Here is a 24,135-nt window from a genome sequence, read left to right as displayed (position 1 = left end):
CCGGGCTGTGAGCCGTCAGCTCAGGCAGAGGCACAACGGATGGCCCGCCGGGTCAAGGAACACCCGGAAGGTCGTTCCGGGCTGGTGTCCGTGCTTGGTCGCGCCGAGTTCGAGCACTGCTGCCTCGGCGGCGTCGAGGTCGTCGACGACGAGGTCGAGGTGCATCTGCTGCGGTACCTCCTGGCCGGGCCATTGCGGCGGCGTGAAGGACTCGACCTTCTGGAAACTCAGCGCATCGCCGTACTCGGCGCGAACGGAGCACCAGTCTTCGTCGCCCTGCTCGACCTTCCAGCCGAGCAGGGCGCCGTAGAAATCGGCCAGTAACTTGGGGTCAGGACAGTCGAGTACGACGACCGGGAAGCGTGCGATAGCCATGGCCACCACTCTAGGACCGGGGCCCGCGCGAGACAATCGCCACACCCCCGGGTGGAATAACTTCACATTCGGGTGATCCTTCAGCGGAAATCCGGGGTCCGGGCAATGCTGCGAAGATTTACAGCGCGTAATATTTCTCAACGTCCGTTAGTCGTGATACGAACGGGAGTCCTAGCGTGTTCGGGTGACCACTCAGACAAGCACCCCCGCCCCCGCAGGAAAGCCCGGTTTCCAGCTGCCCAAATGGTCCGGCTCTTTTGGCTTCCAGATCATTGCCGCCTTGATCGTGGGCCTGGGCCTTGGCCTGCTCGCGAAGTACACGGGCAGCACCAAGACGAACCCCAATGCCCTCGGCGCCACGCTGCAGACCATCGGCTCGAGCTACGTCTCGCTGCTGCAGACCGCCGTCGTTCCGCTTATCTTTACCGCCGTCGTCAGTTCCATCTCGAACCTTCGCGCCGTCTCCAACGCGGCCCGGCTGGCCTGGAACACGCTGCTCTGGTTCGCCATTACCTCGCTCATTGCCGTCCTGATCGGCATCGGCCTGGGCGTGCTGCTGCAGCCCGGTGCGAGCACCGGCATCACCCAGCAGGCCAAGTACGCCGGCAAGTCCGGTGACTGGTGGGCCTTCCTGGTCGGACTGTTCCCGAAGAACTTCCTGGGCCTGGGCGCGAGTACGACGGTCACTGACGGCGTCGCCACCACCGCTGTGAGCTTCAACGTCCTTCAGATCCTCGTGATCGCCATCGCCGTCGGCATCGCCGCGCTTAAGGTGGGCAAGGCCGCCGAGCCGTTCCTGGACCTCAATGCCTCCGCCCTCGCCGTGATCCAGAAGGTCCTTTGGTGGATCATCCGGATCGCCCCGCTGGGCACCGTCGGCCTGATCGGAAACGCCGTGGCCGTCTACGGCTGGGACACCATCGGCTCTCTCGGTAAGTTCACCGTCGCCATCTATGTCGGCCTCGCCCTCGTGCTGTTCGTGGTCTACCCGGTCCTGGTCCGCAGCCACGGTCTCTCCGTCAAGCAGTACTTCTCCGGCGTCTGGCCGGCCGTGCAGCTGGCCTTCGTCTCCCGCTCCTCGGTGGGAACCCTGCCGCTGACCCAGCGCGTGACCGAGCGTTCCCTGGGCGTTCCCCGCGCTTACGCCTCCTTCGCCGTGCCGCTGGGCGCGACCACCAAGATGGACGGCTGTGCCGCGATCTACCCGGCCATCTCCGCGATCTTCGTGGCCCAGTTCTTCGGCATCCAGCTGGACTTCACGCAGTACCTGCTGATCGCGCTCGTCTCCGTGCTGGGCTCCGCCGCGACCGCCGGCACCACCGGCGCCGTCGTGATGCTGACCCTGACGCTCTCCACGCTGGGACTGCCGCTGGCCGGCGTCGGGCTCCTGCTCGCGATCGACCCGATCCTGGACATGGGCCGCACCGCGGTCAACGTGGCCGGTCAGGCCTTGGTCCCAACGATCGTGGCCAAGCGCCAGGGCATCCTGGACGAGTCGCTCTACAACGCCCCGCGCAGCGGCGACCCGTTCAGCGACGACGTTGTGGACGGCGACGTTGCTGACGGCGACGTTGCTGACGCTGCCGTCGTTGGCTCCGGCAATGGTGACGCCGACGGCGATGCTCCGGCTGCCGCAGGGCGCGAACTGGCCGGCGCAAAGGCCTAAGCACCGCTTAGCGACAGTAGTCCCCGGGATTCTGCTCCCGGGGACTACTTTTTGTGGCTCATACCGCAATGCCTCAGCGGCCGCCGCCGATCACGCCTTTCTCGGCAGCCTTCGTGACGGCGTCAGCCTCAGCCTGGGTCAGGGTGCCGTCCTTGACGGCCTGGTCCAGCCGGGGCTTCAGCGCGGCGGCGTGGTCAGCCTGCGCCTGCGTGCGGAGTTCGTCGAGGGCCGCGGTGACCTTGGATTCGTCAAGGCCAAGCGACTTTGCCAGGGACGCGGCCAGGGCCTTCTCCATCGCGGCGCGGTCGGGCTTTTGCCCCTCAGCCGGCGGCGAGGACGGCTTGTTGGCCTGCCGGAAGGCCTTCAGCGCGTCCGAGACCTTGGCCTCGTCCACGCCGAGTTTTGCGGCGAGCTCCTTGGCCTGCTCCCCCGTTCCCAGGCCGCCGTGGCGGCCGCCACGCATGCCGTGGCCGTCGTTCTGGGTGCCCGGCTGGGTGCTGGAGCTGGGAGCGGGGGTGGGAGTCGTCGTCGCATGCGCCATTCCGGCGACTCCGAGCCCGGCCCCGAGGGCCAGGGCCCCGGCCCCCAGGCCGAGGGCGATCTTCTTCCTGCGTGACATGTGTTTCTCCTGGATCTGCCGTGCAGTGACGGCGCTGTTAACTGCGGATGTTTCCGGGAGTCCCTTTCAAGACCACTTTCAGTCTGCCTCCGCGGCATCACAAATGGCTGTTTCCCACCTTTCACTTTCCTGTGAATGCGGCCGTGAGCTTTGCCGTGCATTCCTTTCTCGAATATCGGGTCACCGCTCCCGTCCCGCAGCCGGAATTCTGGTTAGGCTCGGGGAATGCTGATCGTCACATCGAACGACATCCCGGGCCACCGGATCGACGCCGTCTTCGGCGAAGTCATGGGCCTGACCGTCCGCTCCCGGGACATCGCCGGCCAGGTCGTGGCCGGCCTGCGCTCCCTCGTCGGCGGTGAGCTCAGCGAACTGACCCAGGTCCTCTACGACAGCCGCCGGGAGGTCAAGGCCCGAATGGTCGCCGAGGCCGAGCAGCGCGGCGCAAATGCAATTATCGCGATGCGGTTCGACACAGCGCACATGGCCAACAACTGGTCGGAGATCTGTGCCTACGGCACCGCCGTTTTCGCTGTGCCGCTGGCCGACGGCCAACCGGGCGCCACGGCGCAGTCGCGCCACCTGACCGGGTCGGCCCAGCAGGCGGACCGCCAACCGTAACGCCGTTGCGAGACGCCGGGACCAACCAGCTCCGAAGAAACTTGCCCGGAGTGCAAACATGCACGTAGTGTACCCACATGCCCATTCCGTCATCTTCCCCGCCGGCCTCCGGCGACCCCGGCGCCGCCGGAATCCCGGCGCCCTCGCGCCGCGAACTGAACAAGGCGGCCACGCGCCAGGCCATTACCGACGCGACCCTGGAGCTGCTCCGCACGCGGGGACCGGGCAACTTCACGGTCGAGGACATCGCCGACGCCGCCGGAATCTCCCGGCGGACGTTCTTCAACTACTTCAGCAGCACCGAAGCCGTCATTGCCTCGGTGACCCACGGGTTCCTGGACACAGCGCTCCAGCAGTTCCGGCTCCGTCCGGCCACTGAACCCATCCTGGAATCCGCCCGCGCCGCCCTCGTTGAACTCGCCGACCCGATGACCATCGCCCCGCTGGCCGAGCTCTACAGCCTTGGCCAGTCCAACCCGCAGCTCAACCGGTCCGAACTGGAAGCGTGGGACCACTGCACTGTCGAGATCATCGACGCCGCCCGCGAGCGCTTCGCCCGGGACGCCGGGGCCGGCACCGGCGTCGACGTCGACGAACTCTATCTCCGCGCTTTGGCGGGTTCCATCATCTCCTGCGGCAAGGCCGCGATGGACGTGTGGTTCGCCCGGTGCGGCGGCGACCTCAGCCCGTCCTCGCTCGCCACGCTCCGCCAGCTCCTCATCGATTCCATGAGCCTGCTGGGCTCCGGTTTCGCGTCTCCTTCCCCCGTCACCTCGTCCCCAGATCGGCACTGACATGGCCCTATTGCTCTACCGTCTCGGCAAATTCTCCTACCGTCACCGCTGGCTGGTCATCTCCCTCTGGCTCGTCGTCATGGTTGCCGTCGGCGGCGCCGCGGCGGCCTTCCACGGCACCATGTCCAACAACTTCCAGATCCCCGGCACGGAAACCCAGCAGATGGCGGACAAGCTCAAGCAGGAACTGCCCAAATCCTCCGGCGGCTCGGCCGGCATCGTGTTCGAGTCGAGGGACGGCCAGTTCACCCAGGCGGGCAAGGACGCGGTCTCGGCGGCCCTGGCCAAGCTGAAGACCCTTCCCGACGTTCAGGGCACCGTGGACCCGTTCGCCACCCAGGCCCAGCTGGACAAGGCCGTCACGGATCTTGCCGCCGGGGAGCAGAAGGCCTCCGCGGGCAAGGCGCAACTGGACGCTTCGGCCGCACAGTTGGCGGCGGGCAAGGCCCAACTGGCTGCCGCCGAGCAGCAGATGACCGCGGCCGGCATGTCCCCGGAGGCCGTCGACGCCCAACTGGGCCAGCAAAAGGCGGCGCTGGCCGCGGGCCAGGAAAAGCTCGACGCCGGGACCGCGGACCTTGCGGCCGGGGCGGCGAAGCTCGCACTCGCCAAGCGCCAGCTGGAGGCTTCGCAGGGGATGCGGTTCGTTTCCGCTGACGGCACGGCGGCAATCGCACAGGTCCAGTTCAAGACCTCGATCAACGGCCTGGCCCCCGCCGTGCGCCAACAGGTCCAGGACATCGTCCACGACGTCTCTTCCGCGGGCGTCACCGCTCTGGCCAGCAAGGAGATCACCGAGGACGTCTCGGAGCTGTTCGGCATCTCCGAGATCCTCGGCATCGCCATCGCGGCGCTGGTGCTCATCGTCATGCTCGGAACGCTGATCGCCGCCGGACTCCCCCTGCTGATGGCCATCGTCGGCGTGGCAGTGGGCGTCGGCGGCACTTTCGCCCTCAGCGGCGCCATCGATATGAGTTCCATCTCCCCGATGCTGGCGCTCATGCTGGGCCTCGCCGTCGGCATTGACTATTCGCTCTTTATCGTCAACCGCCACCGCGGCCAGCTCCTGGCCGGCATGGCCGGGGAAGAATCCGTGGCCCTCGCCACCGGAACCTCCGGCAACGCCGTGCTGTTCGCCGGCCTGACCGTCATCATCGCCCTCGCAGCCCTCGTCATTCCGGGCCTTCCGTTCCTGGCCGTCATGGGCCTGTCCGCCGCCGCAACGGTGGCGGTCGCCGTCGTCGTCGCCCTGACCCTCACCCCCGCTGTGCTGTCCCTCATCGGTCCCCGGCTCATTTCCCGCCGCGCCTGGGCCAAGGCGGAGAAGCACAACGCCGCCCCGGGGCACGAGAGCGAGGACCGCGTCCGCGACGAACGCCGCAGCACCAGCGGCTGGGGCGGCCTCGTCACCCGGCACCCTGTCCTGGCGCTGCTGGCCGGCGTCCTGCTGCTGGGCATCGTGGCGCTTCCGGCCAGCCAGCTGCGGCTCGCATTGCCCGACGGCGGGTCCGAGCCCGTCGAGTCGCAGGCGTTCAAGGCCTACGACGTCACCGGCCGCAGCTTCGGCGAAGGCATGACGGGCCCGATCGTGGTGGTCGGCGACTTCCCCTCCGGCCTGAGCGAAGCCCAGGCCACGGCGAAGCAGCTCGACGTCGCCGACATCCTCCGCGGCACGGCCAATGTCACCGCTGCCGTTCCGGTGGCCCTGAGCGAAGACCGCCGCACCGCCGTGTTCCAGGTCATTCCGAAGGAGGGCCCGGCCAGTGCCAGCACGGTCAAGGTGGTCTCCGAGCTGCGCGCCGAAAAGGGCCAGATCAAGGACTCCACCGGCGCCAGCATCGGACTCACGGGCCAGACGGCCGGCAACGTCGATGTCTCGACCAAGCTCGGCGACGCCCTGCCCCCGTACCTGGCCATCGTCGTCGGGCTCTCATTGCTCCTGCTGCTGCTTGTGTTCCGCTCGATCGTGGTGCCGCTGCTGGCCACGGGCGGCTTCCTGCTCTCGCTCGCGGCCGCTTTTGGAGCCGTCGTCGCGGTCTACCAGTGGGGCTGGCTGGGGAGCGTGTTCGGCGTCGAGAATCCGGGTGCCGTGCTGAGCTTCCTGCCGATCATCCTGATCGGCGTGCTGTTCGGACTCGCCATGGACTACCAGGTGTTCATTACCTCCGGCATGCGCGAGTCGTTCATGCACGGCGAACCGGCCAAGCACGCGGTCCGCACCGGCTTCAGCCATGCCGCGTCCGTGGTCACCGCCGCCGCCATCATCATGGTCAGCGTGTTCTCCGGCTTCATCTTCTCGCACCTGAACATGGTCCGGCCGCTGGGCTTCGCGATGGCGTTCGGGGTGCTGGTGGACGCGTTCGTGGTCCGCATGACGATCGTGCCCGCGGTGATGTACCTGCTCGGCGACAAGGCGTGGTGGCTGCCCCGGTGGCTGGACCGGATCCTGCCGGACGTCGACGTCGAGGGTGCCCAGCTGCATAAGCCCGCCGCCGGCGGCTTCAACGGTTCCGGTAGTAGTCTCTCCAGATCAGACGATGAACGGGTAGCTTCCGCGGCAGCGACCTCAGGCCAGGGATGAACGGCAGCAGGGTCAGCAACGCGGTCAGCACGAACATTGTGATAACCGCCAGGGCGTCGACACTCGGCGAGGACTTGAACGGTTCCACCTGGTAGAGGAGCGAGAAGAGCCACAGCCAGGACTGCCCGGGCGTGTCACCGGTCTCGTTCATCACTCCCCACTGGTCCCCGGAGAGGTGCTGGCCTGCCGCAAGATCCGGAAAGTAGCTGCCGTCTCCGAGGAACAGGAGGCTGCGGGTGTAGTCCATGTTGTAGAAGTTTCCGCCGCCCTGCAGCACACCGTCCAGGGTGCCTTGCCGCGCCATGTCCAGCAACGCGCCGGTGAGGGCGGGAACCGGGCCATAGGAGCCGTCGGCGACCTTGGCGGGGTCGTTGTCGGGGGCCGCCCCGAGGGCGTCGGAATACGCGGCAGTCCAGTCGGAACGTTGCTGGTCCGTGGCGGCCGTCCAGTCGGCCAGGGCGGCCGGTGGCGACGGCAGTGACTCCAGCGGGCCAATCACGAAGTCCTGGGCGGTATCGACCGGAAGCCGGACGCCGGAGAGGCTTTGGAGGTCCACCGGGCCGATTTTCTGCGAGGCGTCCGGAGTGGAGTTGTACGGCGGCCCGTACCCGGCGGTGCCGGACGTTCCGCCCAGTTCCGTGGCGGCGGTGGCGACGAAGTCCGCCGGGGCGGTGGTCGCCCACGATTTGAGGCTGACGCTGGGCTCGTCCGGTGCGCCGAAGATGGCCGACACACCGAACACCAGCAGTCCCACGACCACAACCCCAATGGTGAGTTCCTTCAGGAGGTCATACTCACGGACGCGGCCCGTCCACGGCCGGCTGGCAACGTCGTCCGTCTTCCGCCATGAGTCGGTGCTGCTCTTGCCGGTCATGGCGCTGCGTCCTTCGGTTCGTCGGACTCCTGGGGAATGGCGGACTCCACCGGATGGCTGGGCGCCTGGGCCTGGCTGGGCGCCGGGCTGTTGTCGCGCAGTTGGGCGTCACCCTCGGCGGCTTCCAACGGTGGCGCAACACCGTGGACCCGGACCAGCAGGACATGCAGGATCACCACGGCGCCCACGGCCAGGGGCAGCAGCGTGATGTGCCACACGAAGATCTGTCCGACATTGGTCACGTTGAACCAGGCGCCCACCCCCACGGCGTTCAGCGCATCCTTGGCTTCGAAGGCAATCCACTGGGAATCGAAGTTTGTCTGGAGAAGATACCCGGTGAAGGCCGCCACGATGGACACGACGAAGGAGAGCATGCCGGTGATCCAGGTCAGAACCCGGCCACCGCGCCAGGCCGCCATCCAGAACTTCAGCCAGAGGTGGACCACCATGAAGATGAAGAACAGTTCCACGCTCCACAAGTGGGTGCTGTTGACGAAGCTGCCGAGGGAGGAAACGTGATACCACTGGGGTCCGTTCAGTCCCAGCACGATCCCGGAGATGATGATCCAGAGCAGCGACGCGATAGCCCCCATACCGAAGACATAGGCCCAGGACATGACATAGCTTGGCTGGTCCTCGGGCAGGAGTTTGTCCGGGGGGAGCTTCCCAAGCATCCACCGGCGGGCTTTGCCGGTCCAGGTGTGCGCGTCATGGTCCTCCGCCGGCAACCCGTGCGCCGGTGTGGTCCGGGCGGTCATTTCCGCCGCTTCCCGCCGGGAAAAGGAAGGACCAGTGCCAGCACGAACAGGATGATCATCACGACGATCACAATCAGGTTTCCCGACTGGATGGTGAAGCCGTCCCAGCCAAAATATGTTCCGGCGCCTATTGTGGTGACGCCCGCGATTAGCCAGCCGGTCATGGACTTCTCGATTCTCCGTAGGGTCCTGCCTCAACCACACCATGGCCAAATGTCCGTAACCAGAGGCTTTCGCCCCGCCCGGTACCCGCAACTCCCCAGTCCGTCCGGGGTCAATTAGGCTGGAGCGGTGACCCGCCTCATCCTTGCCTCCCAGTCCCCCGCCCGCACCAAGCTGCTCGCCAATGCCGGCATCAAGCACGAGGTCCTCGTCTCGGATGTGGACGAGGACGCCGTCCAGGCCCGCTACGGCGTGACCGACCCGCACGATACCGCCCTGCTGCTGGCCCGGGCCAAGGCCGAGGCGGTCGCCTCGCTGCCGGAGGCCGACGGCGCAATCGTCATCGGCTGCGATTCGGTCTTCGAGTTCGACGGCGAGGCCCACGGCAAGCCGTACACCGCCGATGTCGCCCGCGAGCGGATGCTCCGCATGAGCGGCAGCATGGGCATCCTGCACACGGGCCACTGGCTCGTGGACTGCCGCGACACCGACGTCGATCCGGCGGCGGGCGACGGCGGTGTCGTCACTGCGCGTGGCTCCGGCGCGACCCTCGGCTCCGTCTCCTCCGCCGAAGTGCACTTCATGGACATGACCGGCGCGGAAATCGACACCTACATCGCCACGGGCGAGCCGCTTCAGTGCGCCGGTTCGTTCACGATCGACGGCTACGGCGGGGCCTTCATCCGCAAGGTCGACGGCGACCCCCACACCGTCGTCGGGCTCTCCATTTCCACCCTTCGAGCGTTGCTCAGCCAGGCAAATGTGGGGATCACCGAACTCTGGACCGGCGGGGCCGTGGACCCGGCGGACGTCCGGGCCGAGTGAGCAGCGACTGGGAGCCGAGTGAACCAATTCGCGGCGCCTTGTAGCAACCCTACAAAGTAGCGGCCGTTTACGCGCGGAATCCGCAAGTAATATCGGCGGAACCCACAAAACCGCGCTAGGCTCCCTGAAGGAAAGAAGGAGACGCCTTGTCAGCAAATTCGGAGCAGTCCGCAAACACCGTGCAGCGATCAGCCAATGAAAGCACTGCCGCCGGCACCCATCGGCTGAGCAAGGTGCTGATCGCCAACCGCGGCGAAATCGCCGTGCGCATCATCCGCGCCGCCCGCGATGAAGGCATCACTTCGGTGGCCGTGTACGCGGACCCGGACCGCGATGCACTGCATGTCCGGCTGGCAGACGAGGCCTACGCGCTCGGCGGCAACACGGCCGCGGAGTCCTACCTTGTGATGGACAAGCTGATCGAGGTGGCCCGCCAGTCCGGCGCCGACGCCATCCACCCCGGCTACGGCTTCCTGGCCGAGAACGCCGAGTTCGCCGCCAAGGTGATTGACGCCGGCATCACGTGGATCGGCCCCTCCCCGGCAGCGATCTCCGCCCTGGGCGACAAGGTCCAGGCCCGCCACATCGCCGAAAAGGTCGGCGCCCCGCAGGTCCCCGGCACGGCCGACCCGGTGGAATCCGCCGAGGAAATCCTCGACTTCGTGGACAAGTTCGGCCTGCCCGTGGCCATCAAGGCTGCCTTCGGCGGCGGCGGCCGCGGCATCAAGGTCGCCCGCACCCGCGAGGAAATCCCCGAACTCTTTGAATCCGCCGTGCGTGAGGCCGTCGCCGCGTTCGGCCGGGGCGAATGCTTTATCGAGCGCTTCCTGGACGCGCCGCGGCACGTCGAGACCCAGTGCCTCGCCGACGCGCACGGCAACGTCGTCGTCGTATCCACCCGCGACTGCTCGCTCCAGCGCCGCAACCAGAAGCTCGTCGAGGAGGCCCCGGCCCCGTTCCTGACCGAGGAGCAGAACCGCCGCCTCTACGAGTCCTCCAAGGCCATCCTCAAGGAGGCCGGTTACCTCGGCGCCGGCACCTGCGAGTTCCTCGTCGGCCAGGACGGCACCATCTCCTTCCTCGAGGTCAACACCCGCCTCCAGGTGGAGCACTGCGTCTCCGAGGAAGTCACCGGGATCGACCTCGTCCGCGAGCAGTTCCGGCTGGCCCGCGGAGAGGAACTCGGCTACGGGGACCCCGAAGTCCGCGGCCACTCCATCGAGTTCCGCATCACCGGCGAGGACCCGGGCCGGAACTTCATGCCCGCCCCGGGAACCATCACCACCCTGAAGAACCCGACCGGCCCCGGCGTGCGCGTCGACTCCGGCGTGGAACAGGGCGACATCATCAGCGGCAACTTCGACTCCATGCTCTCGAAGCTGATCGTCACCGGCGCGACCCGCACCCAGGCCCTGCAGCGCGCCCGCCGCGCGCTCGAGGAGATGGTGGTGGAGGGCATCCCCACCGTCATCCCGTTCGACCTCGCCGTCGTCACCAACCCGGACTTCGCCCCCGCCGAGGGCCCGTTCAAGGTCCACACCCGCTGGATCGAGACGGCCTTCGTCAACGACATCCCCGCCTGGACCCCCTCCGGCTCCGAGGCTGAACCGGCCGACGCCGGCGAACGCCAGCGCGTCGTCGTCGAGGTCGGCGGCAAGCGCCTGGAGGTTGTCCTCCCGGCGTCGCTGGGTTCCGGCACCGGCGGGCCCGGCGGCGGCAAGCCGGCCAAGGCCAAGAAGCGCTCCCGCAGCGGCGGCGCCGTGGTGGCGGCCAGCGGCAACGCCCTGACGTCGCCGATGCAGGGCACCATCGTGAAGGTGGCCGTGGCGGAAGGCGACGCCGTGGCCGAAGGCGATCTCGTCGTCGTGCTTGAGGCAATGAAGATGGAGCAGCCGCTGACCGCGCACCGCGCCGGAATCGTGATCGGGCTGTCCGCCTCTGCCGGTGAGACGGTATCCGCCGGCGCCGTGATCGCCCTGATCGAAGACGGCGCCGCAGAGTAGCATCGCCTTGCTGGCCGGTTGCGGGCGCGCCTGTGGCGCCTCCGCGACCGGCCCGTGCAGACTTGGGGTGTGAAGCCATTCCTACTCCTCGCCTCGCGCGCCGAGGACGCCGCAGCCGACGACGAATACCGCGCCTATCTGCGCTATGGACGCCTTGAGCCGGAGCAGCTGCACCGGATCAGGATGGAAGCCGCCCCGCTCCCGGAGCTGGACCTCACGACGTATTCCGGAGTGATCGTGGGCGGCAGCCCGTTCACATCCAGCGACCCCGTCGAAGAGAAGAGCGCCACCCAGCACAGGGTGGAGCGGGAGCTAGCCAGGCTGCTGGACCGGATCGTGGCCGAGGACTTCCCTTTCCTGGGCGCCTGCTACGGGGTCGGCACGCTCGGCCTGCACCAGGGCGCCGTGATCGACAGGACCTACGGCGAAGGCCTCGGCGCGGTGACGATCACCCTGACGCCGGAGGGGCTGCAGGATCCCCTCCTGAAAGGGATGCCGGAGCAGTTCATTGCGTTCGCCGGCCACAAGGAGGCGTGCACCATCCTGCCCGCCCATGCTGTGCTGCTGGCGGGCTCCCCCGCCTGCCCCGTGCAGATGTTCCGGATCCGCAGCAACCTCTACGCCACCCAGTTCCACCCGGAGCTCGACGCTGACGGGCTCATCACCCGGATCGACATCTACCGCCACGCCGGCTACTTCCCGCCCGAATCCGCCGAGGAGCTCATGGCCAGCGCACGACATTTCAGCGTGACCGAGCCCATGGACATCCTGCGGAACTTCGTCGAGCGGTACGCCAGCTAAGCCTCCCCGCCCCGCATTGGCCCGCCGTGGCCGCCGCTGCCGCTGTTCAAGCCTGCGGCCCGCGTTCCTGCCCAGTTGCTTTCCGGCCGACACGCAAATGCCCGGCGTGTCCAAGGAACACGCCGGGCATTTGCGGTAAGAAGCGGGAAGGAGCGTCAGGCCACGTTGTTCTCGTAGTCCAGGTCCTTGGTTTCCTTGCTCAGGAAGAGGGCTATCAGCGTCAGCACGGCCATCACGCTGAGGTACACGCCCACCAGCACCGGGCTGCCCTTGGCCGACTCCCACAGCCACACGGCGATGAAGGGAGCCACCGCAGCGCCGAGGATGCTGGAGACGTTGTAGCTGATGGCGGACCCCGTGTACCGGACATTGGTGGGGAACAGCTCAGGGAGCAGTGCGCCCATCGGACCGAAGGTGAGGCCCATCAGGGTGAAGCCGAGGATGAGCACCGCCATGGTGCCCACGAAGCCGCCGTTGAACAGCGGGACGAACAGCAGGCCGAAGACGAAGATGCCGGCGGTCACCGCGAGGAGCATCTTGCGGCGGCCGAACTTCTCCGCGAGCGGGCCGGACACCAGGGTGAAGATCCCGAAGAATACGACGCCGGCAATGAGCATCCACAGGAAGTCGTTGCGGGTGAAGCCCAGGCCCGGGACGAAGGCGGCAGCGGCTGCGTCCGTCATCGGCTTGCCTGCCTTGACGGCAGCCGCCTGCGCGCCGGCCAGCGTGGGCTTGGTCCCGTAGGTCAGCGTGAACGTGGTCATGAGGTAGAAGAGCACGTAGGTGGCGAGCATGATGAATGTGCCGAGGATGAGCGGGCGCCAGCTGGTCTTGAAGACGCGGCCCAGCGGCAGCTTCGCGACCTCGTTGGACTCCAGGACCTTGGTGAAGGCCGGGGTTTCAATGAGCTTGAGGCGGACGTACAGTCCGATGATGACCATGACGGCGCTGACCAGGAAGGGCACACGCCAGCCCCAGTCGGCGAATGACTGGGGGGTCAGGGTGTAGCTGAAGACCAGGAACAGCACGTTCGCGATGATGAAGCCGATCGGAGCGCCCAGCTGCGGGAATGTGCCGTAGATGGCGCGCTTGTTGGCGGGGGCATTCTCGGTGGCGAGCAGTGCCGCACCGCTCCACTCGCCGCCGAGGGCCAGGCCCTGGGCGAAGCGCATGACGACCAGGAGCGCCGGAGCCCAGAAGGTCCAGCCCGGGACCAGGGCTGTCGGCAGGCAGCCGATGAGGAACGTGGCAATGCCCATGGTCAGCAGCGATGCCACGAGGGTGCCCTTGCGGCCGAACTTGTCACCGAAGTGGCCGAACACGATGGAGCCCAGCGGGCGGGCAATGAACGCGACGCCGAAGACGGCAAAGGAGCTCAGCAGCTGGGTGGTCTCGTTCTGTCCGGGGAAGAAGAGCTTGGGAAAGACCAGGACCGCGGCGGTGGCGTAAACGTAGAAGTCATAGAACTCAACGGTGGTGCCGATCAGGCTGGCGACGATTACGCGGCCGCGGGAGTTCACCTGCTTGGCGGGCCCCTGCTTCGACAGGGTGGCATTGGATGACATGTAGTGACGCTTTCATGAGGACCGGACGGATGCTCTGAAGAGCCCGATGCCCCAAGTCCGTCCGGCGAGGGATTCGTATACGTCTGATAATAGTTCCAGCCGTCCAGTCAATGGACAAAAGGTCCACTATTTGGACCTAGTTGCGCTGTCCCACCCCGTGGTCGTCACCGTGGCCGCCACGGCACTCCTCACACCGTCATAAAGGCCCAGATAGGCAAACGTCACAGCACGTTAACAAACAGCGACGGTCCCGGAAACGCGGGGTCCCTACCTTGGAAGGACAACACCCCCCAAGGAGGTCTCCTAAGTGACTGCTGAACGCACCGCCGAAATCGGCACCGCAGATGCCGACGCCGCCCGCACTGCCGACACCCTTACCCTTGACCACCGGCCCGGCCGCTGGATCGCCAACTGGGATGCAGAGAACAAACAGCAGTGGGAGTCGGCCGGCCGTGCCATCGCCCGGCGCAACCTGAACTGGTCTATCTTTGCCGAATTCCTGGGCTTCGTGGTCTGGCAGCTCTGGTCGATTGTGGTGGTCCAGCTGCCCGGCGCAGGATTCAAGATCTCCACCAATGAGATCTTCTGGCTGATCTCCATGCCCAGCCTCGTGGGCGCCACGCTCCGCATTCCCTACACCTTCATGGTTCCGCGTTTCGGCGGCCGCAACTGGACCATCGTCTCCGCCCTCCTGCTGCTGATCCCGACCACCGGGCTGGCTGTTTGCGTCTCCAACCCGGCCACCCCATTCGGTGTCATGTTGCTGGTCGCGGCCCTCGCAGGGTTCGGCGGCGGCAACTTCGCCAGCTCCATGGCCAACATCACCTTCTTCTATCCCGCCCGTGAAAAGGGCTGGGCGCTGGGCCTGAACGCCGCGGGCGGCAACCTGGGTGCCGCCGTCGCGCAGCTGGCCGTTCCCATCGCCGTCACCCTGCTGGCCGCCGGCACGGTGAACCTGCCCGTTGCGGGCCTGATGTGGGCCCCGCTGATCCTGCTCGCCGCGTTTGGCGCGTACAAGTACATGGACAACCTCACCAGCGCCAAGGGCGATGTGGCCGGTTCGCTCGCCGCCCTGAAAGAACCGCACCTGTGGATCATGGCATTGCTGTACATCGGCACGTTCGGATCGTTCATCGGCTTCGCCGGCGTCTTCCCCAAACTCATCAAGGACTACTTCCCCGCCTTCTCCTCGATCGGCGTCGGCACGGTGGCATTGTCGCTGGCCTTCCTCGGCCCGCTGGTCGGTTCCCTGGCCCGCCCCTACGGCGGACGCATGGCGGACCGGATGGGCGGCGCCCGGATGACCGTGGCCGCCTTCGCCGCGATGGCCGTCATCACCCTGGCCATGATCTGGACCCTGCCGCTGAAGAACTTCTGGCTCTTCCTGGGCCTGTTCCTGGTCCTCTTCACCGCCAGCGGCTTCGGAAACGGTGCCACGTACCGGATGATCCCGGTCATCTTCGCCACGTCCAGCCGGGCAGCACGCTCCGGCGCCAGCACCGTGGCCACCCAGCGCCTGGCGTCCTCCGCACTGGGCCTCGTCTCGGCGATCGGCGCCTACGGCGGGTTCGTGATCCCCCAGGTCCTGAACGCCTCCAACACCGCCAGTGGCTCGTACACACCGGCCTTCTACGGCTTCGTCGGGGCGTACGTCCTGATGCTCGCCGTCTGCTGGTTCTGCTACATCCGCAATGCCAGCCGAAATGGAAAAGGACACGTCTAACATGACCAACGGCGCCGACACGCACTGCCCCTACTGCGCCCTGCAGTGCGCCATGACGCTGAGCGCCCCGGCGGCGCTGGCCCCGGCTGACCAGCCGGGGCCAGCGCCCGTGCCTGCAGCACTGCCCGGGGACGCGCCTCTCGTGGATGTCGCCGGACGCGACTTCCCCACCAACCGCGGCGGCCTGTGCCGCAAGGGCTGGACGTCGGCGTCGCTGCTGAACCATCCCGGACGGGTCACGGAACCCCTGCTCAAGGGCCCCGACGGCGTGCACCGCCCGGTCAGCTGGGACGAGGCCCTCATGCTCGCCGCCTCCGCAGTGAAGCAGACCCGCGACAGCTACGGCGCGGACGCCGTCGGCGTGTTCGGCGGCGGCGGGCTGACCAACGAGAAGGCCTACCAGCTGGGCAAATTCGCCCGGCTGGCCCTCGGCACCTCCCGGATCGACTACAACGGACGGTTCTGCATGTCCTCGGCCGCCGCGGCAGGGATGCGCGCCTTCGGCCTGGACCGGGGCCTGCCGTTCCCGCTGGCGGACCTCGACGCCGCGAGCACCATCCTGATGCTCGGCTCCAACGTCGCCGAGACCATGCCGCCGTTCGTGCAGCACCTGCAGGGCGCACGGGACGCCGGCGGCCTGATCGTGGTGGACCCCCGCCGCTCCGCCACCGCCGCGTTCACCTCCGACGGCGGCGGGCTGCACCTGCAGGCGCTGCCCGGCACCGACCTCGCCCTCCTCCTGGGCCTGGCCCACGTCGTGATCCACGAAGGCCTGGCAGACACTGACTACATCGCGGCCCGCACCACCGGCTACGAGGCCCTGGCCCGCAGCGTCGCCTCCTACTGGCCCGAGCGCGTCCAGTCCCTCACCGGCGTCCCTGCCGGACTCATCCGGGACACCGCCCGCCGGCTGGCCGACGGCGCACGGCAGGGTGGCAGCTACATCCTGACCGGCCGCGGCGTCGAACAGCACGTGGACGGCACGGACACCGCCACGGCCGCCATCAATCTTGCACTCCTGCTGGGCCTGCCGGGGTCCGCCCGCAGCGGCTACGGCACGCTCACCGGCCAGGGCAACGGCCAGGGCGGCCGCGAACACGGCCAGAAGGCCGACCAGCTGCCCGGCTACCGCAAGATCACCGATCCCGCCGCCCGCGCCCACATGGCGAAGGTCTGGGGCGTCCCGGAGGCGCTGATCCCCGGACCCGGAGTCCCCGCCGTCGAACTCCTCAAGTCCCTGGGACAGCCCGACGGCGTCCGCTGCCTCTTCGTGCACGGCGCCAACGTGGCAGTCTCCGCCCCGGACGCCAACGCCGTCATCAAAGGCCTCCGCAGCCTGGATTTCCTGGTGGTCTGCGACTTCTTCCTGTCCGAGACCGCCGCGGAAGCCGACCTGATACTGCCGGTCACCCAGTGGGCCGAGGAGGAAGGTACCCTGACCAACCTTGAGGGCCGCGTGCTCCGACGCCGCCGGGCCCTGGCTCCCCCGCCCGGCGTCCGGAGTGAGCTGTGGATCATGACCCGGCTGGCCGAGGCGCTGCACGCGCCCTCCACCTTCAGCGAGGACCCGGAGACTGTCTTTGAGGAGCTCCGGCTCGCCTCCTCCGGCGGACTGGCTGATTACTCCGGGATCGACTACGCCCTGCTGGACCGCGGCGAGGCCGCGTACTGGCCCTACCCCGCGGGGAGCACCGGCACTCCGCGGTTGTTCCTGGCCGCCTTCGCCCACGCCGACGGACGCGCGGTCTTCACGGCAGTCTCGCCCCGCCGTCGGGCATCCTCCGCCCCTGCGGCCGCGGGCGCCGGGGACCGCGGCGGCCGGCAGATGACCCTCATCACCGGGCGGCTCATGGAGCACTACCAGTCCGGCGCCCAGACCCGCCGGGTTGCCCCGCTCATGGCAGCCCAGCCCGAGGCCCGGCTGCAGCTGCACCCCGCGGCGGCCGCTTCGCAGGGCATTGCCGCCGGCGACTTCGTCTCTATCGCCAACGACCGCGGCGAAGTCAGGTGCCGCGCCGAGCTGAGCACGGACATCCGCCCCGAAACGGTCTTCCTGCCGTTCCACTTCCCGGAGCTGGAGAGCGCCAACCGGCTCACGGAAGCGGCCACGGACCCCATTTCCGGGATGCCGGAGTTCAAGACCAGCACGGTGTGGGTCCGTCCGGCGCGCGATGTCCCCAAGACCCGAGTTCCTGAATCCCGTGTTCTTCAAGCCGAGGAGGCCTCATGACTGAGCGGATTGTGGTGGTGGGCTTCGGGCCCGTGGCCGCGAGGCTGATTGACGAGCTGCTGCCGGCCGTGCGCAGCGGGCTGGTCCACCTGACGGTCATCGGCGAGGAGTCGGCGGCGGCGTACAACCGCGTTCTGGTGGCCGATCTCGGCGTCGGCCGGACGACGCCGGACGCCCTGGCCCTCGCGGACGCCGCCGCACTGGTGGCCGACGGCGTCGACGTCCGGTTGGGCGTCCGGGTCCGCCGGGTGGACCGCGCCCGCCAGCAGGTGGTCCTCACCGACGGGGCCTCCCCCGGCTATGACCGGCTGGTCTTCGCCACCGGTTCCCGCCCGGTCATCCCCAACCTCACCGGGCTCAACCCGGACCCGGCTGCGCCGGTGCTGCCGCCGGGAGTAACGGCGCTGCGCGACCTCCGTGACGCCGCCGTCCTTCGGGAAGCCGTGGCCGGCGGCAAGCGGGTGGTGGTCCTCGGCGGCGGCGTGCTGGGCCTGGAGACTGCCTTGGCCGCTGCCGAGGAGGGCGCCACCGTCACCGTCGTGCACAACGGCCCGCATCCCCTCGGCCGGAACATCGACCGCGGGGGCGGCGCCGTCCTGGCGGCGAGCCTGCGGAACTGCGGCGTGCGGGTGGCCGGGAACGCCCGCTCCACCGGCGTGGAGCACAACGCCGCCGACGGCGGGTTCTCGGCGCTGCTGCTCGATGACGGTTCCGCGATTGACGGCGACCTCCTGGTGCTCTCCTGCGGCGTCCTGCCGCGGGCCGAACTGGCGGAGGGCTGCGGACTCTCGACCGGCGCCGGCATCCTGGTGGACCACAAGCTCCGCGCCCATCACGAACCCCATATTTTCGCGATCGGCGACTGCGCCGAGGTCCGCTGCCCTGACCCTGGCTGCCTGGCGTGCCGCACCGCCCGGGGACCGTCCGGGCTGGTGGGTCCGGGCTGGCGGCAGGCCGAGTGGCTCGCGGAGTACCTTTTCCTTTTGGCGTCCGGCGTTGAGGCGGAAGCGGACGCGTTGGGGGCGCTGCCGCCGGAAAAGCCCGGCGTGATCGTGTTGAAGGGCCGCGGCATGAACATGGCCGTGGCCGGGGATGTTTCAGCCGAGCCGTGGGACGAGGAGGCCCTGACGGCGGGGGCGGTGAACGGGCGGCCGCGCCTGCAGATCGCCCAGTGGGCCGATCCCGAGCACGGCCGCTACGTGAAGATGACCACCCGCGGCGGGGTGCTCGAGGCCCTGGTGGCGGTAGGGATGCCCCGCACGTCCGCCGAGCTGGTGCAGCTCTTCGAACGCGGCGCCGAGCTCCCCGCGGACCGGTCCCTGCTCCTGCGCCTGGACGGGCCGGACCAGCTCTCCGCCCCCGGTGCCGCCGACCCCGAGCGCACTGTGTGCCGGTGCGCCGGTGTCAGCGGGACGAAGATCCAGGACGCAGTCATCTCCGGCGCGTGCGGGACAGTCGCCGAGGTGTCCGGCGCCACCCGCGCCGGCACTGGCTGCGGCGGGTGCCACGACGACATCCGGGGCATCATCGAGCAGCACTTCCAGGGGGCGGCTGCCTGGGAAAAGGACCTGCTTTAGAACGGATTCAGCAGCCGGTCCACGAACTGGCGCGTACGTTCTTCCCGCGGGTCGCGCAGCACAGTGTCCGGGTGGCCGCGTTCGACGACGACCCCGCCGTCCATGAAGATCACTTCATCGGCGACCTCGCGGGCGAATGCGAGCTCATGGGTGACCACCACCATGGTCCAGCCTTCGTCTGCCAGCTCCTTGATGACCGTCAGGACGTCGCCCACAAGCTCCGGGTCCAACGCCGACGTCGGCTCGTCAAATAGCAGGAGCTGCGGGCGCAGGGCCAGCGCGCGCACGATGCCGACGCGCTGCTGCTGGCCGCCGGAGAGCTCGAAGGGATAGCTGTCCTCCTTGTCCGCCAGCCCGACGCGGGCCAGCAGTTCCCTGGCCTCCTGCACGGCTTCGGCCTTGGGCCGCTTCTGCACCTGGACCGGGCCTTCGATGACGTTTTCCAGGGCGGTCTTGTGCGGAAAGAGGTTGTAGTGCTGGAACACCATGGCGCTGCGGTCCCGCATGGCAGCCAGCTGTTTCTTCGGCACCGGCGTGGAAAAGTCGACCGTGAGATCGCCGGCGAACTCCACGATGCCGGCGTCGGGAACTTCGAGTCCGTTGAGGCACCGCAGGACCGTCGTCTTGCCTGAACCGGACGGCCCGATCAGGGTGACCACTTCGCCGCGGCGGACGTCCACGTCGATGGATTTGAGCACTTCATGCCGACCAAAGGCCTTGCGGAGTCCGCGGACGGTCAGCAGCGGTGCGTCCGGGAGATCGGATTCAGTGGGCGACATAGCGGTCCAATCTCTTCTCAAGGACGGACTGTCCGCTGGCGAGGACCAGGCAGATGATCCAGTAGATGACGGCTGCTTCCAGGTACAGCAGCATGAATTCCTGGCTGAAGGCCGCCACCTGCTGTGCCTGGCGGAACAGTTCGGTAACGAGGATCAGCGAAGCCAGCGATGTGTCCTTGACCAGGCTGATGAAGGTGTTGGACAGGGGCGGGACCGAGACCCGGGCGGCCTGCGGCAGGATGATCCGCACCAGTGACTGGCGGCGCGACATGCCGATGGTGTGTCCGGCTTCCCACTGGCCCTTCGGCACGGACAGGATGGCCGCCCGGATGACCTCCGCGGCGTAACCGCCCACGTTCAGGGAGAAGGCGATGATCGCGCTGGGCCAGGGACTGATGGTGATGCCGATGGACGGCAGCCCGTAGAAGATGACAAACAGCTGGACCAGGAGGGGCGTGCCGCGGATGACGGAAATGTAGATCCGCGCAATCGCGGAGAGGAGTGGATTGCGGCTCAGCCGCATCAGGGCCACCAGCAGGGCGAGCAACAGGCCAAGGCCGAACGATGCCAGCGCCACGGGAATGGTGCCGGTAATCGCGCCCATCAGAATGGGTCCCAGTGACCCCCAGACGAGGTCCCAGTTGATCGTCATGGTCTGGCGCAGCGTTCTTCGACGGTGTCCATCCCGCTACTTGGTGACGTCGGCGTCAAAGTACTTCTGCGAAATCTTCGTCAGGGTGCCGTCGGCCTGCAGCTCGGTCAGGGCTTTGTTGACGGCGTCGGCCAGGCTGGTTGAGCCCTTGCGGAGCGCGAAGGCGCTCAGTGACTTGTCCGTGGTCTCGGCGGCAATCTTGATGCTGTCGTCGTGCGCGGTCTTTTGCTGGTCCAAGTAAGTGAGCTTGTCGTTGATGGTCGCGTCGACGCGTCCCTGCTTGAGCAGCGTGATCGCCTGCGCCCAGCCTTCAACCGCCTGCACGTTGGCGCCGCTCTGCTGCGCCAGCTTGTACCAGTTGCTCGTCAGAGACTGCGCCGTCGTCTTGCCCTTGAGGCTGTCGAAAGAGTTGATGCTGTTGTTGTCGGACTTGGTGACAATGACGCCCGTGCTCACGGTGTACGGGGTGGAGAAATCGTATTTCGCCTTGCGTTCGTCCGTGATGGACACCTGGTTGGCGACGACGTCGAACCTCTTGGCTTCGAGTCCGGCGAAGATGGCGTCGAACTGGGTTTCCTGGAAGGACGGCTTGACGCCGAGCTTGCCGGCGACGGCGGTGATGATCTCGACGTCGTATCCCGTCAGTTCGCCGCTGCCGTTGGCGTGGAACGAGAAGGGTTTGTAGGTGCCTTCCGTGCCGACCTTGAGCACGCCTGCGCTCTTCACGTCACTCAAAGAGGTGTCCGCGCCGCCCGCCGGCGCGGAACCTGAAGGAGTGGTGGACGCCGACCCGCAGCCGGTTAAGGCAAGTCCTGCAGCTGCGATGAGGCCGATTACGGAAAGTCGTGTGCGCTTCATGATGGTCCTTCGTCGAGGAGCCGGAAAGGGCTCGCCAGCTGGGCCGCGTGGCGGCGGCCTCCTAGCGACGATAGCAAGTTCTGCCCCTTGATGGAGACCCTAAATGACGGCGTGTGACGCCCCGCCGTGAGACGGCCTTGACGAATGCCCGTTTCGGTGTTCTGCCAAGGAACGTGCCGTCGTGTTCCTGTTTGCGCCCGGACCGCGCACACCCGGTGGGAAGCAGCACGCTTCGTTATCCGGCGCTTGCGGGATTAAAATAGGGGCATTAAATCCCTTCGAGGACTGGTTGCCCGTGGAGACGATATTCTTCCTGGTCGTAATTCTCATCGCACTATGGACCCTGCTCGGGCTCTTGCTGAGGCTCAAAAAGAGAACCCGCCACAAGGACTCCAAGTACTATGTGCCCACCTTCAAGGCCAGCTTCGACACGTGGGAGAGTAAATGGACCATGGACCGAAAGCTGCACGAGAGGTGGGATAAGGCACGGTGGCAGCAGGAGTTTAACCGTCCGTAGAGCCGGCCGGCTTCGGCCACCCCGAGCCACCGCCGGATCCGTCCCGGGTTCCGGGCCCCGGAGGCGCAATAGCCTTTTCCGCCGGACACCGTCGCGGCCGCACTACCCCTTGGTGGACCCGGGCCCGGCGGGGTCCTACTGCACCGCATTGTCGAACTTCTTTTGCCATTGGGCATGCTCGCGGCCTGCGTCCAGCCTGCGGTTCGCAGTCCATCTGGGCAGGTATTCGGGGGCGCGCATCCCGCGGGCAGGCTTGGGCTCAGGCCGGGACTGGACAGGCTTGGGCTTAGAACGAGTCTGGACGGGCCTGGCCACGGGCCGGATCTGGACGGACTTCCGGGGGTAGCCCGGCTTCGGGTCAGCCGCGGCCCGCTTGGTGTGGGCCGCAAGTGCCCAAATGGCGATCCCGGTCAGCGTGAGCGGCCAGTAATAGACCAGTACCGAGATGACGACCAAGATTAGGAATAGCGCGGGGATCCACATGGCGACATTATGCATGTGCTCCACGCCCGGTGGTAGAGGTCGTACTCCCTAAGCAGCCGCACGGATTTGTCGTCCGCATAGTCCTCACCTGTCGTACTGATGATGAGCAGCAACTGCGCTGGCATGCCGTGCCCTCCACGGGCGGCAGAACGATCCGGATTTCTGGTTTTCACAAGACAAAGCCCTCAGGGAAAACCTGCGCACCCGAAGGGAATCCGGCCCGCGCTGGCCATCATCTTGGAGAGCCGAGGCCAACCAGGGGCCGACGGATCCAAGGAGGCCCGCGACGTAACGGAAATCGGGCCCGGTTCGAATGGCCGGTAGCATCGGGGCCATGAGTGCTGACGACGACGACATCACCGAAGAACTGCTTGCTGACGCCGGGAAGCTCACCGGGCTGGGCCTTGAACTGCTGGGGCTCGACCCGCATCCGGATGAGATGACTCCTGAGCAGCGGCTTCAGTTTGACCCTGAGGACCTGGCGGCGATGGCTGCCGTCGACCCGGCCGAGCGGCAAATATCCGTACGCCAGACGCGCCTGCTGGCCGGCCTGCTGTGGAACTCCTCGAGCATTCTCATCGACCAGCTTTTTCGTGATCTTGGCACGCTGAGCAGGCTGGATGTCGTGACCCCGATCGACATTGCCGGGTCCTCGGTCCTGTCCTCGCTGCCCCCGCTTTTCGCCGCCAGCTACGACGTGAAATTCACGCAGAAGTTTATCGTGGTCGCAGCAGACGTCACGGCGTCCCTGGTCCGGGGCTGGACCGCCCCGGGGTGCCTTGCAGCCGAGCTCGCCGTCCGGTGCCTGCTTGACCAGGCCGAAATCACCGAGGACATTTACGAACTGGATCTCCCGGACGGCTGGCGGCCGCACGTGGAGGAAGTCCTCTTGGAGGACGCGGACAGCGAAGCGCTGTACTCCGAGGACCTCGACGGCGACGACGGCCTCGACGGCGGTGAGAGCGGCGACGCCGGGCGGCTGGGCGTTGAGAACTGGTTCAAGCCGTTCGACCCGGGAGACACTGTTCCGCCGTACGCGGCGTCCTAGTCCGGTTTGTCCCAGCTCGGCTTGCCCTGGTCCGGCGGAGTGGACAGTCCCGCAAGGAAGTCCTCGGTGAACCGTTTCACGCCGTCCCACTCGGTGTAGACGTAGTCGCGGGATATGTCCGTATCGGGGCTGCCCTTGTCACTGGCGATCTTCTTCATCAGGTGCTTTTTAAGGAACCCGTAGTGGGTGTAAAGCAGTGCGCCGCTGAACAGCCCCACGTGGGCGGGGCGCCAGCCGGTTTCTTCCTCGAACTTCTCCACGTAGCTCTCGGCGTTCTCCCCGTCGCCGTGGGCGGCAAGGCTGACCGAGATAAGCGCGGACGGGAGGCGCTCCAGCTCTGCGTGGTTCCTCAGCACAAAGTCACGGACGTACGCCTCGTGCTTGCCGACATGCACGGAGGCGCCCACAATGACGCCGTCGTAGCCGCCCGGAAGTGCGTCGTCCGTGTGCTTGAGGTCCGCCGTATCTGCCTGGTGCCCGTGGGCCCTGATCACCTCGGCGACGTAATCCGCGATCTGGGCGGTTTGTCCTTCGACGGTCCCATAGGGGATGTAGATCTTGGCCATGGTCCAGTGTGGCTGCCCCTTGCGGGGCCGCGGTAGGGTCCAACGTCCCCGGGGCCCT

General features: G+C 67.4%; 23 protein-coding genes. 12 read left to right on the top strand and 11 right to left on the bottom strand.

Annotated features, from left to right (window positions below; translation table 11 throughout):
- Positions 1–15: 15 nt before the first annotated feature.
- Positions 16–375, bottom strand: a complete 360-nt coding sequence (locus tag AC1DES_RS07065) for a VOC family protein (RefSeq protein ID WP_476894972.1) — start codon at positions 373–375, stop codon at positions 16–18.
- A 184-nt stretch (positions 376–559) separates the two neighbouring features.
- Between AC1DES_RS07065 and AC1DES_RS07060 the strand changes: the two genes are divergently transcribed.
- On the top strand, positions 560–2,041 hold the full coding sequence (locus AC1DES_RS07060; RefSeq protein ID WP_476894971.1) for a dicarboxylate/amino acid:cation symporter: 1,482 nt from the start codon (positions 560–562) through the stop codon (positions 2,039–2,041).
- A gap of 73 nt (positions 2,042–2,114) precedes the next feature.
- On the opposite strand, the gene AC1DES_RS07055 is transcribed toward AC1DES_RS07060, so the two are convergent.
- On the bottom strand, positions 2,115–2,660 hold the full coding sequence (locus tag AC1DES_RS07055; protein WP_476894970.1) for a hypothetical protein: 546 nt from the start codon (positions 2,658–2,660) through the stop codon (positions 2,115–2,117).
- 225 nt (positions 2,661–2,885) lie between these two features.
- Here AC1DES_RS07055 and AC1DES_RS07050 point away from each other — a divergent pair, with 225 nt between their 5' ends.
- From AC1DES_RS07050 to AC1DES_RS07040, 3 genes are all read left to right on the top strand, one after another.
- Entirely contained in the window at positions 2,886–3,281 is a 396-nt protein-coding gene (locus tag AC1DES_RS07050) for a YbjQ family protein (protein WP_476894969.1), read from the top strand.
- A gap of 77 nt (positions 3,282–3,358) precedes the next feature.
- Complete coding sequence (locus tag AC1DES_RS07045) at positions 3,359–4,075, top strand: TetR/AcrR family transcriptional regulator (protein WP_476894968.1); 717 nt, start codon at positions 3,359–3,361, stop codon at positions 4,073–4,075.
- A 1-nt stretch (position 4,076) separates the two neighbouring features.
- Positions 4,077–6,656: an MMPL family transporter gene (locus AC1DES_RS07040; protein ID WP_476894967.1), complete on the top strand. Its 2,580-nt coding sequence runs from the start codon at positions 4,077–4,079 to the stop codon at positions 6,654–6,656.
- On the opposite strand, the gene AC1DES_RS07035 is transcribed toward AC1DES_RS07040, so the two are convergent.
- Genes AC1DES_RS07035 through AC1DES_RS07025 form a run of 3 tightly spaced genes read right to left on the bottom strand, consistent with a single transcriptional unit; the run spans position 6,577 to position 8,452 of the window.
- On the bottom strand, positions 6,577–7,530 hold the full coding sequence (locus AC1DES_RS07035; protein WP_476894966.1) for a hypothetical protein: 954 nt from the start codon (positions 7,528–7,530) through the stop codon (positions 6,577–6,579). The two genes, AC1DES_RS07040 and AC1DES_RS07035, sit on opposite strands and share 80 nt — an antisense overlap.
- Positions 7,527–8,288 (bottom strand): cytochrome b N-terminal domain-containing protein, encoded by a 762-nt coding sequence (locus AC1DES_RS07030; protein ID WP_476894965.1) that lies wholly within the window; start codon positions 8,286–8,288, stop codon positions 7,527–7,529. The genes AC1DES_RS07035 and AC1DES_RS07030 overlap by 4 nt, the downstream gene beginning before the upstream one ends.
- A complete protein-coding gene (locus AC1DES_RS07025) occupies positions 8,285–8,452 on the bottom strand; it encodes a hypothetical protein (protein ID WP_476894964.1) in 168 nt (55 codons plus the stop codon). Before AC1DES_RS07025 ends, AC1DES_RS07030 begins: the two co-directional genes overlap by 4 nt.
- Before the next feature lie 127 nt (positions 8,453–8,579).
- Here AC1DES_RS07025 and AC1DES_RS07020 point away from each other — a divergent pair, with 127 nt between their 5' ends.
- The 3 genes from AC1DES_RS07020 (at position 8,580) to AC1DES_RS07010 (ending at position 12,079) form a co-directional block, all read left to right on the top strand.
- Positions 8,580–9,275, top strand: a complete 696-nt coding sequence (locus tag AC1DES_RS07020) for a Maf family protein (protein WP_476894963.1) — start codon at positions 8,580–8,582, stop codon at positions 9,273–9,275.
- Between the two features lie 179 nt (positions 9,276–9,454).
- Positions 9,455–11,278, top strand: a complete 1,824-nt coding sequence (locus AC1DES_RS07015) for an acetyl/propionyl/methylcrotonyl-CoA carboxylase subunit alpha (protein ID WP_476895005.1) — start codon at positions 9,455–9,457, stop codon at positions 11,276–11,278.
- 69 nt (positions 11,279–11,347) lie between these two features.
- Positions 11,348–12,079: a glutamine amidotransferase gene (locus AC1DES_RS07010; protein ID WP_476894962.1), complete on the top strand. Its 732-nt coding sequence runs from the start codon at positions 11,348–11,350 to the stop codon at positions 12,077–12,079.
- A gap of 155 nt (positions 12,080–12,234) precedes the next feature.
- On the opposite strand, the gene AC1DES_RS07005 is transcribed toward AC1DES_RS07010, so the two are convergent.
- Positions 12,235–13,644 carry an MFS transporter gene (locus AC1DES_RS07005; RefSeq protein ID WP_476894961.1) on the bottom strand — a complete coding sequence of 470 codons (1,410 nt, stop codon included), beginning with the start codon at positions 13,642–13,644 and terminating at the stop codon, positions 12,235–12,237.
- Positions 13,645–13,975: 331 nt separating this feature from the next.
- Between AC1DES_RS07005 and AC1DES_RS07000 the strand changes: the two genes are divergently transcribed.
- Genes AC1DES_RS07000 through AC1DES_RS06990 form a run of 3 tightly spaced genes read left to right on the top strand, consistent with a single transcriptional unit; the run spans position 13,976 to position 19,174 of the window.
- Entirely contained in the window at positions 13,976–15,367 is a 1,392-nt protein-coding gene (locus AC1DES_RS07000) for an MFS transporter (RefSeq protein ID WP_476895004.1), read from the top strand.
- Between the two features lies 1 nt (position 15,368).
- Positions 15,369–17,597, top strand: a complete 2,229-nt coding sequence (locus tag AC1DES_RS06995; protein ID WP_476894960.1) for a molybdopterin oxidoreductase family protein — start codon at positions 15,369–15,371, stop codon at positions 17,595–17,597.
- Positions 17,594–19,174 carry an FAD-dependent oxidoreductase gene (locus tag AC1DES_RS06990; protein ID WP_476894959.1) on the top strand — a complete coding sequence of 527 codons (1,581 nt, stop codon included), beginning with the start codon at positions 17,594–17,596 and terminating at the stop codon, positions 19,172–19,174. Before AC1DES_RS06995 ends, AC1DES_RS06990 begins: the two co-directional genes overlap by 4 nt.
- Here the strand turns inward: AC1DES_RS06990 and AC1DES_RS06985 are convergent.
- From AC1DES_RS06985 to AC1DES_RS06975, 3 genes are read right to left on the bottom strand one after another with little or no spacing between them, the layout of a single operon-like run.
- Positions 19,171–19,953 carry an amino acid ABC transporter ATP-binding protein gene (locus AC1DES_RS06985; protein ID WP_476894958.1) on the bottom strand — a complete coding sequence of 261 codons (783 nt, stop codon included), beginning with the start codon at positions 19,951–19,953 and terminating at the stop codon, positions 19,171–19,173. The two genes, AC1DES_RS06990 and AC1DES_RS06985, sit on opposite strands and share 4 nt — an antisense overlap.
- On the bottom strand, positions 19,940–20,605 hold the full coding sequence (locus tag AC1DES_RS06980; protein ID WP_476894957.1) for an amino acid ABC transporter permease: 666 nt from the start codon (positions 20,603–20,605) through the stop codon (positions 19,940–19,942). The genes AC1DES_RS06985 and AC1DES_RS06980 overlap by 14 nt, the downstream gene beginning before the upstream one ends.
- A 36-nt stretch (positions 20,606–20,641) precedes the next feature.
- Complete coding sequence (locus tag AC1DES_RS06975) at positions 20,642–21,463, bottom strand: amino acid ABC transporter substrate-binding protein (protein WP_476894956.1); 822 nt, start codon at positions 21,461–21,463, stop codon at positions 20,642–20,644.
- A 295-nt stretch (positions 21,464–21,758) separates the two neighbouring features.
- On the opposite strand from AC1DES_RS06975, the gene AC1DES_RS06970 reads away from it, so the two are divergent.
- Positions 21,759–21,980, top strand: a complete 222-nt coding sequence (locus AC1DES_RS06970; protein WP_476894955.1) for a hypothetical protein — start codon at positions 21,759–21,761, stop codon at positions 21,978–21,980.
- A 135-nt stretch (positions 21,981–22,115) separates the two neighbouring features.
- Here AC1DES_RS06970 and AC1DES_RS06965 read toward each other — a convergent pair whose 3' ends face one another.
- Positions 22,116–22,478: a hypothetical protein gene (locus tag AC1DES_RS06965; RefSeq protein WP_476894954.1), complete on the bottom strand. Its 363-nt coding sequence runs from the start codon at positions 22,476–22,478 to the stop codon at positions 22,116–22,118.
- Between the two features lie 319 nt (positions 22,479–22,797).
- Here AC1DES_RS06965 and AC1DES_RS06960 point away from each other — a divergent pair, with 319 nt between their 5' ends.
- Positions 22,798–23,511, top strand: coding sequence for a hypothetical protein (locus tag AC1DES_RS06960; RefSeq protein WP_476894953.1), 714 nt, complete (start codon positions 22,798–22,800; stop codon positions 23,509–23,511).
- On the opposite strand, the gene AC1DES_RS06955 is transcribed toward AC1DES_RS06960, so the two are convergent.
- Positions 23,508–24,077 carry a flavodoxin domain-containing protein gene (locus AC1DES_RS06955; RefSeq protein WP_476894952.1) on the bottom strand — a complete coding sequence of 190 codons (570 nt, stop codon included), beginning with the start codon at positions 24,075–24,077 and terminating at the stop codon, positions 23,508–23,510. The genes AC1DES_RS06960 and AC1DES_RS06955 overlap by 4 nt on opposite strands.
- Positions 24,078–24,135: the final 58 nt, after the last annotated feature.

It is taken from the genome of Arthrobacter sp. 05T442, from assembly GCF_056395945.1.
This window is presented reverse-complemented; position numbering and strand designations above follow the sequence as displayed.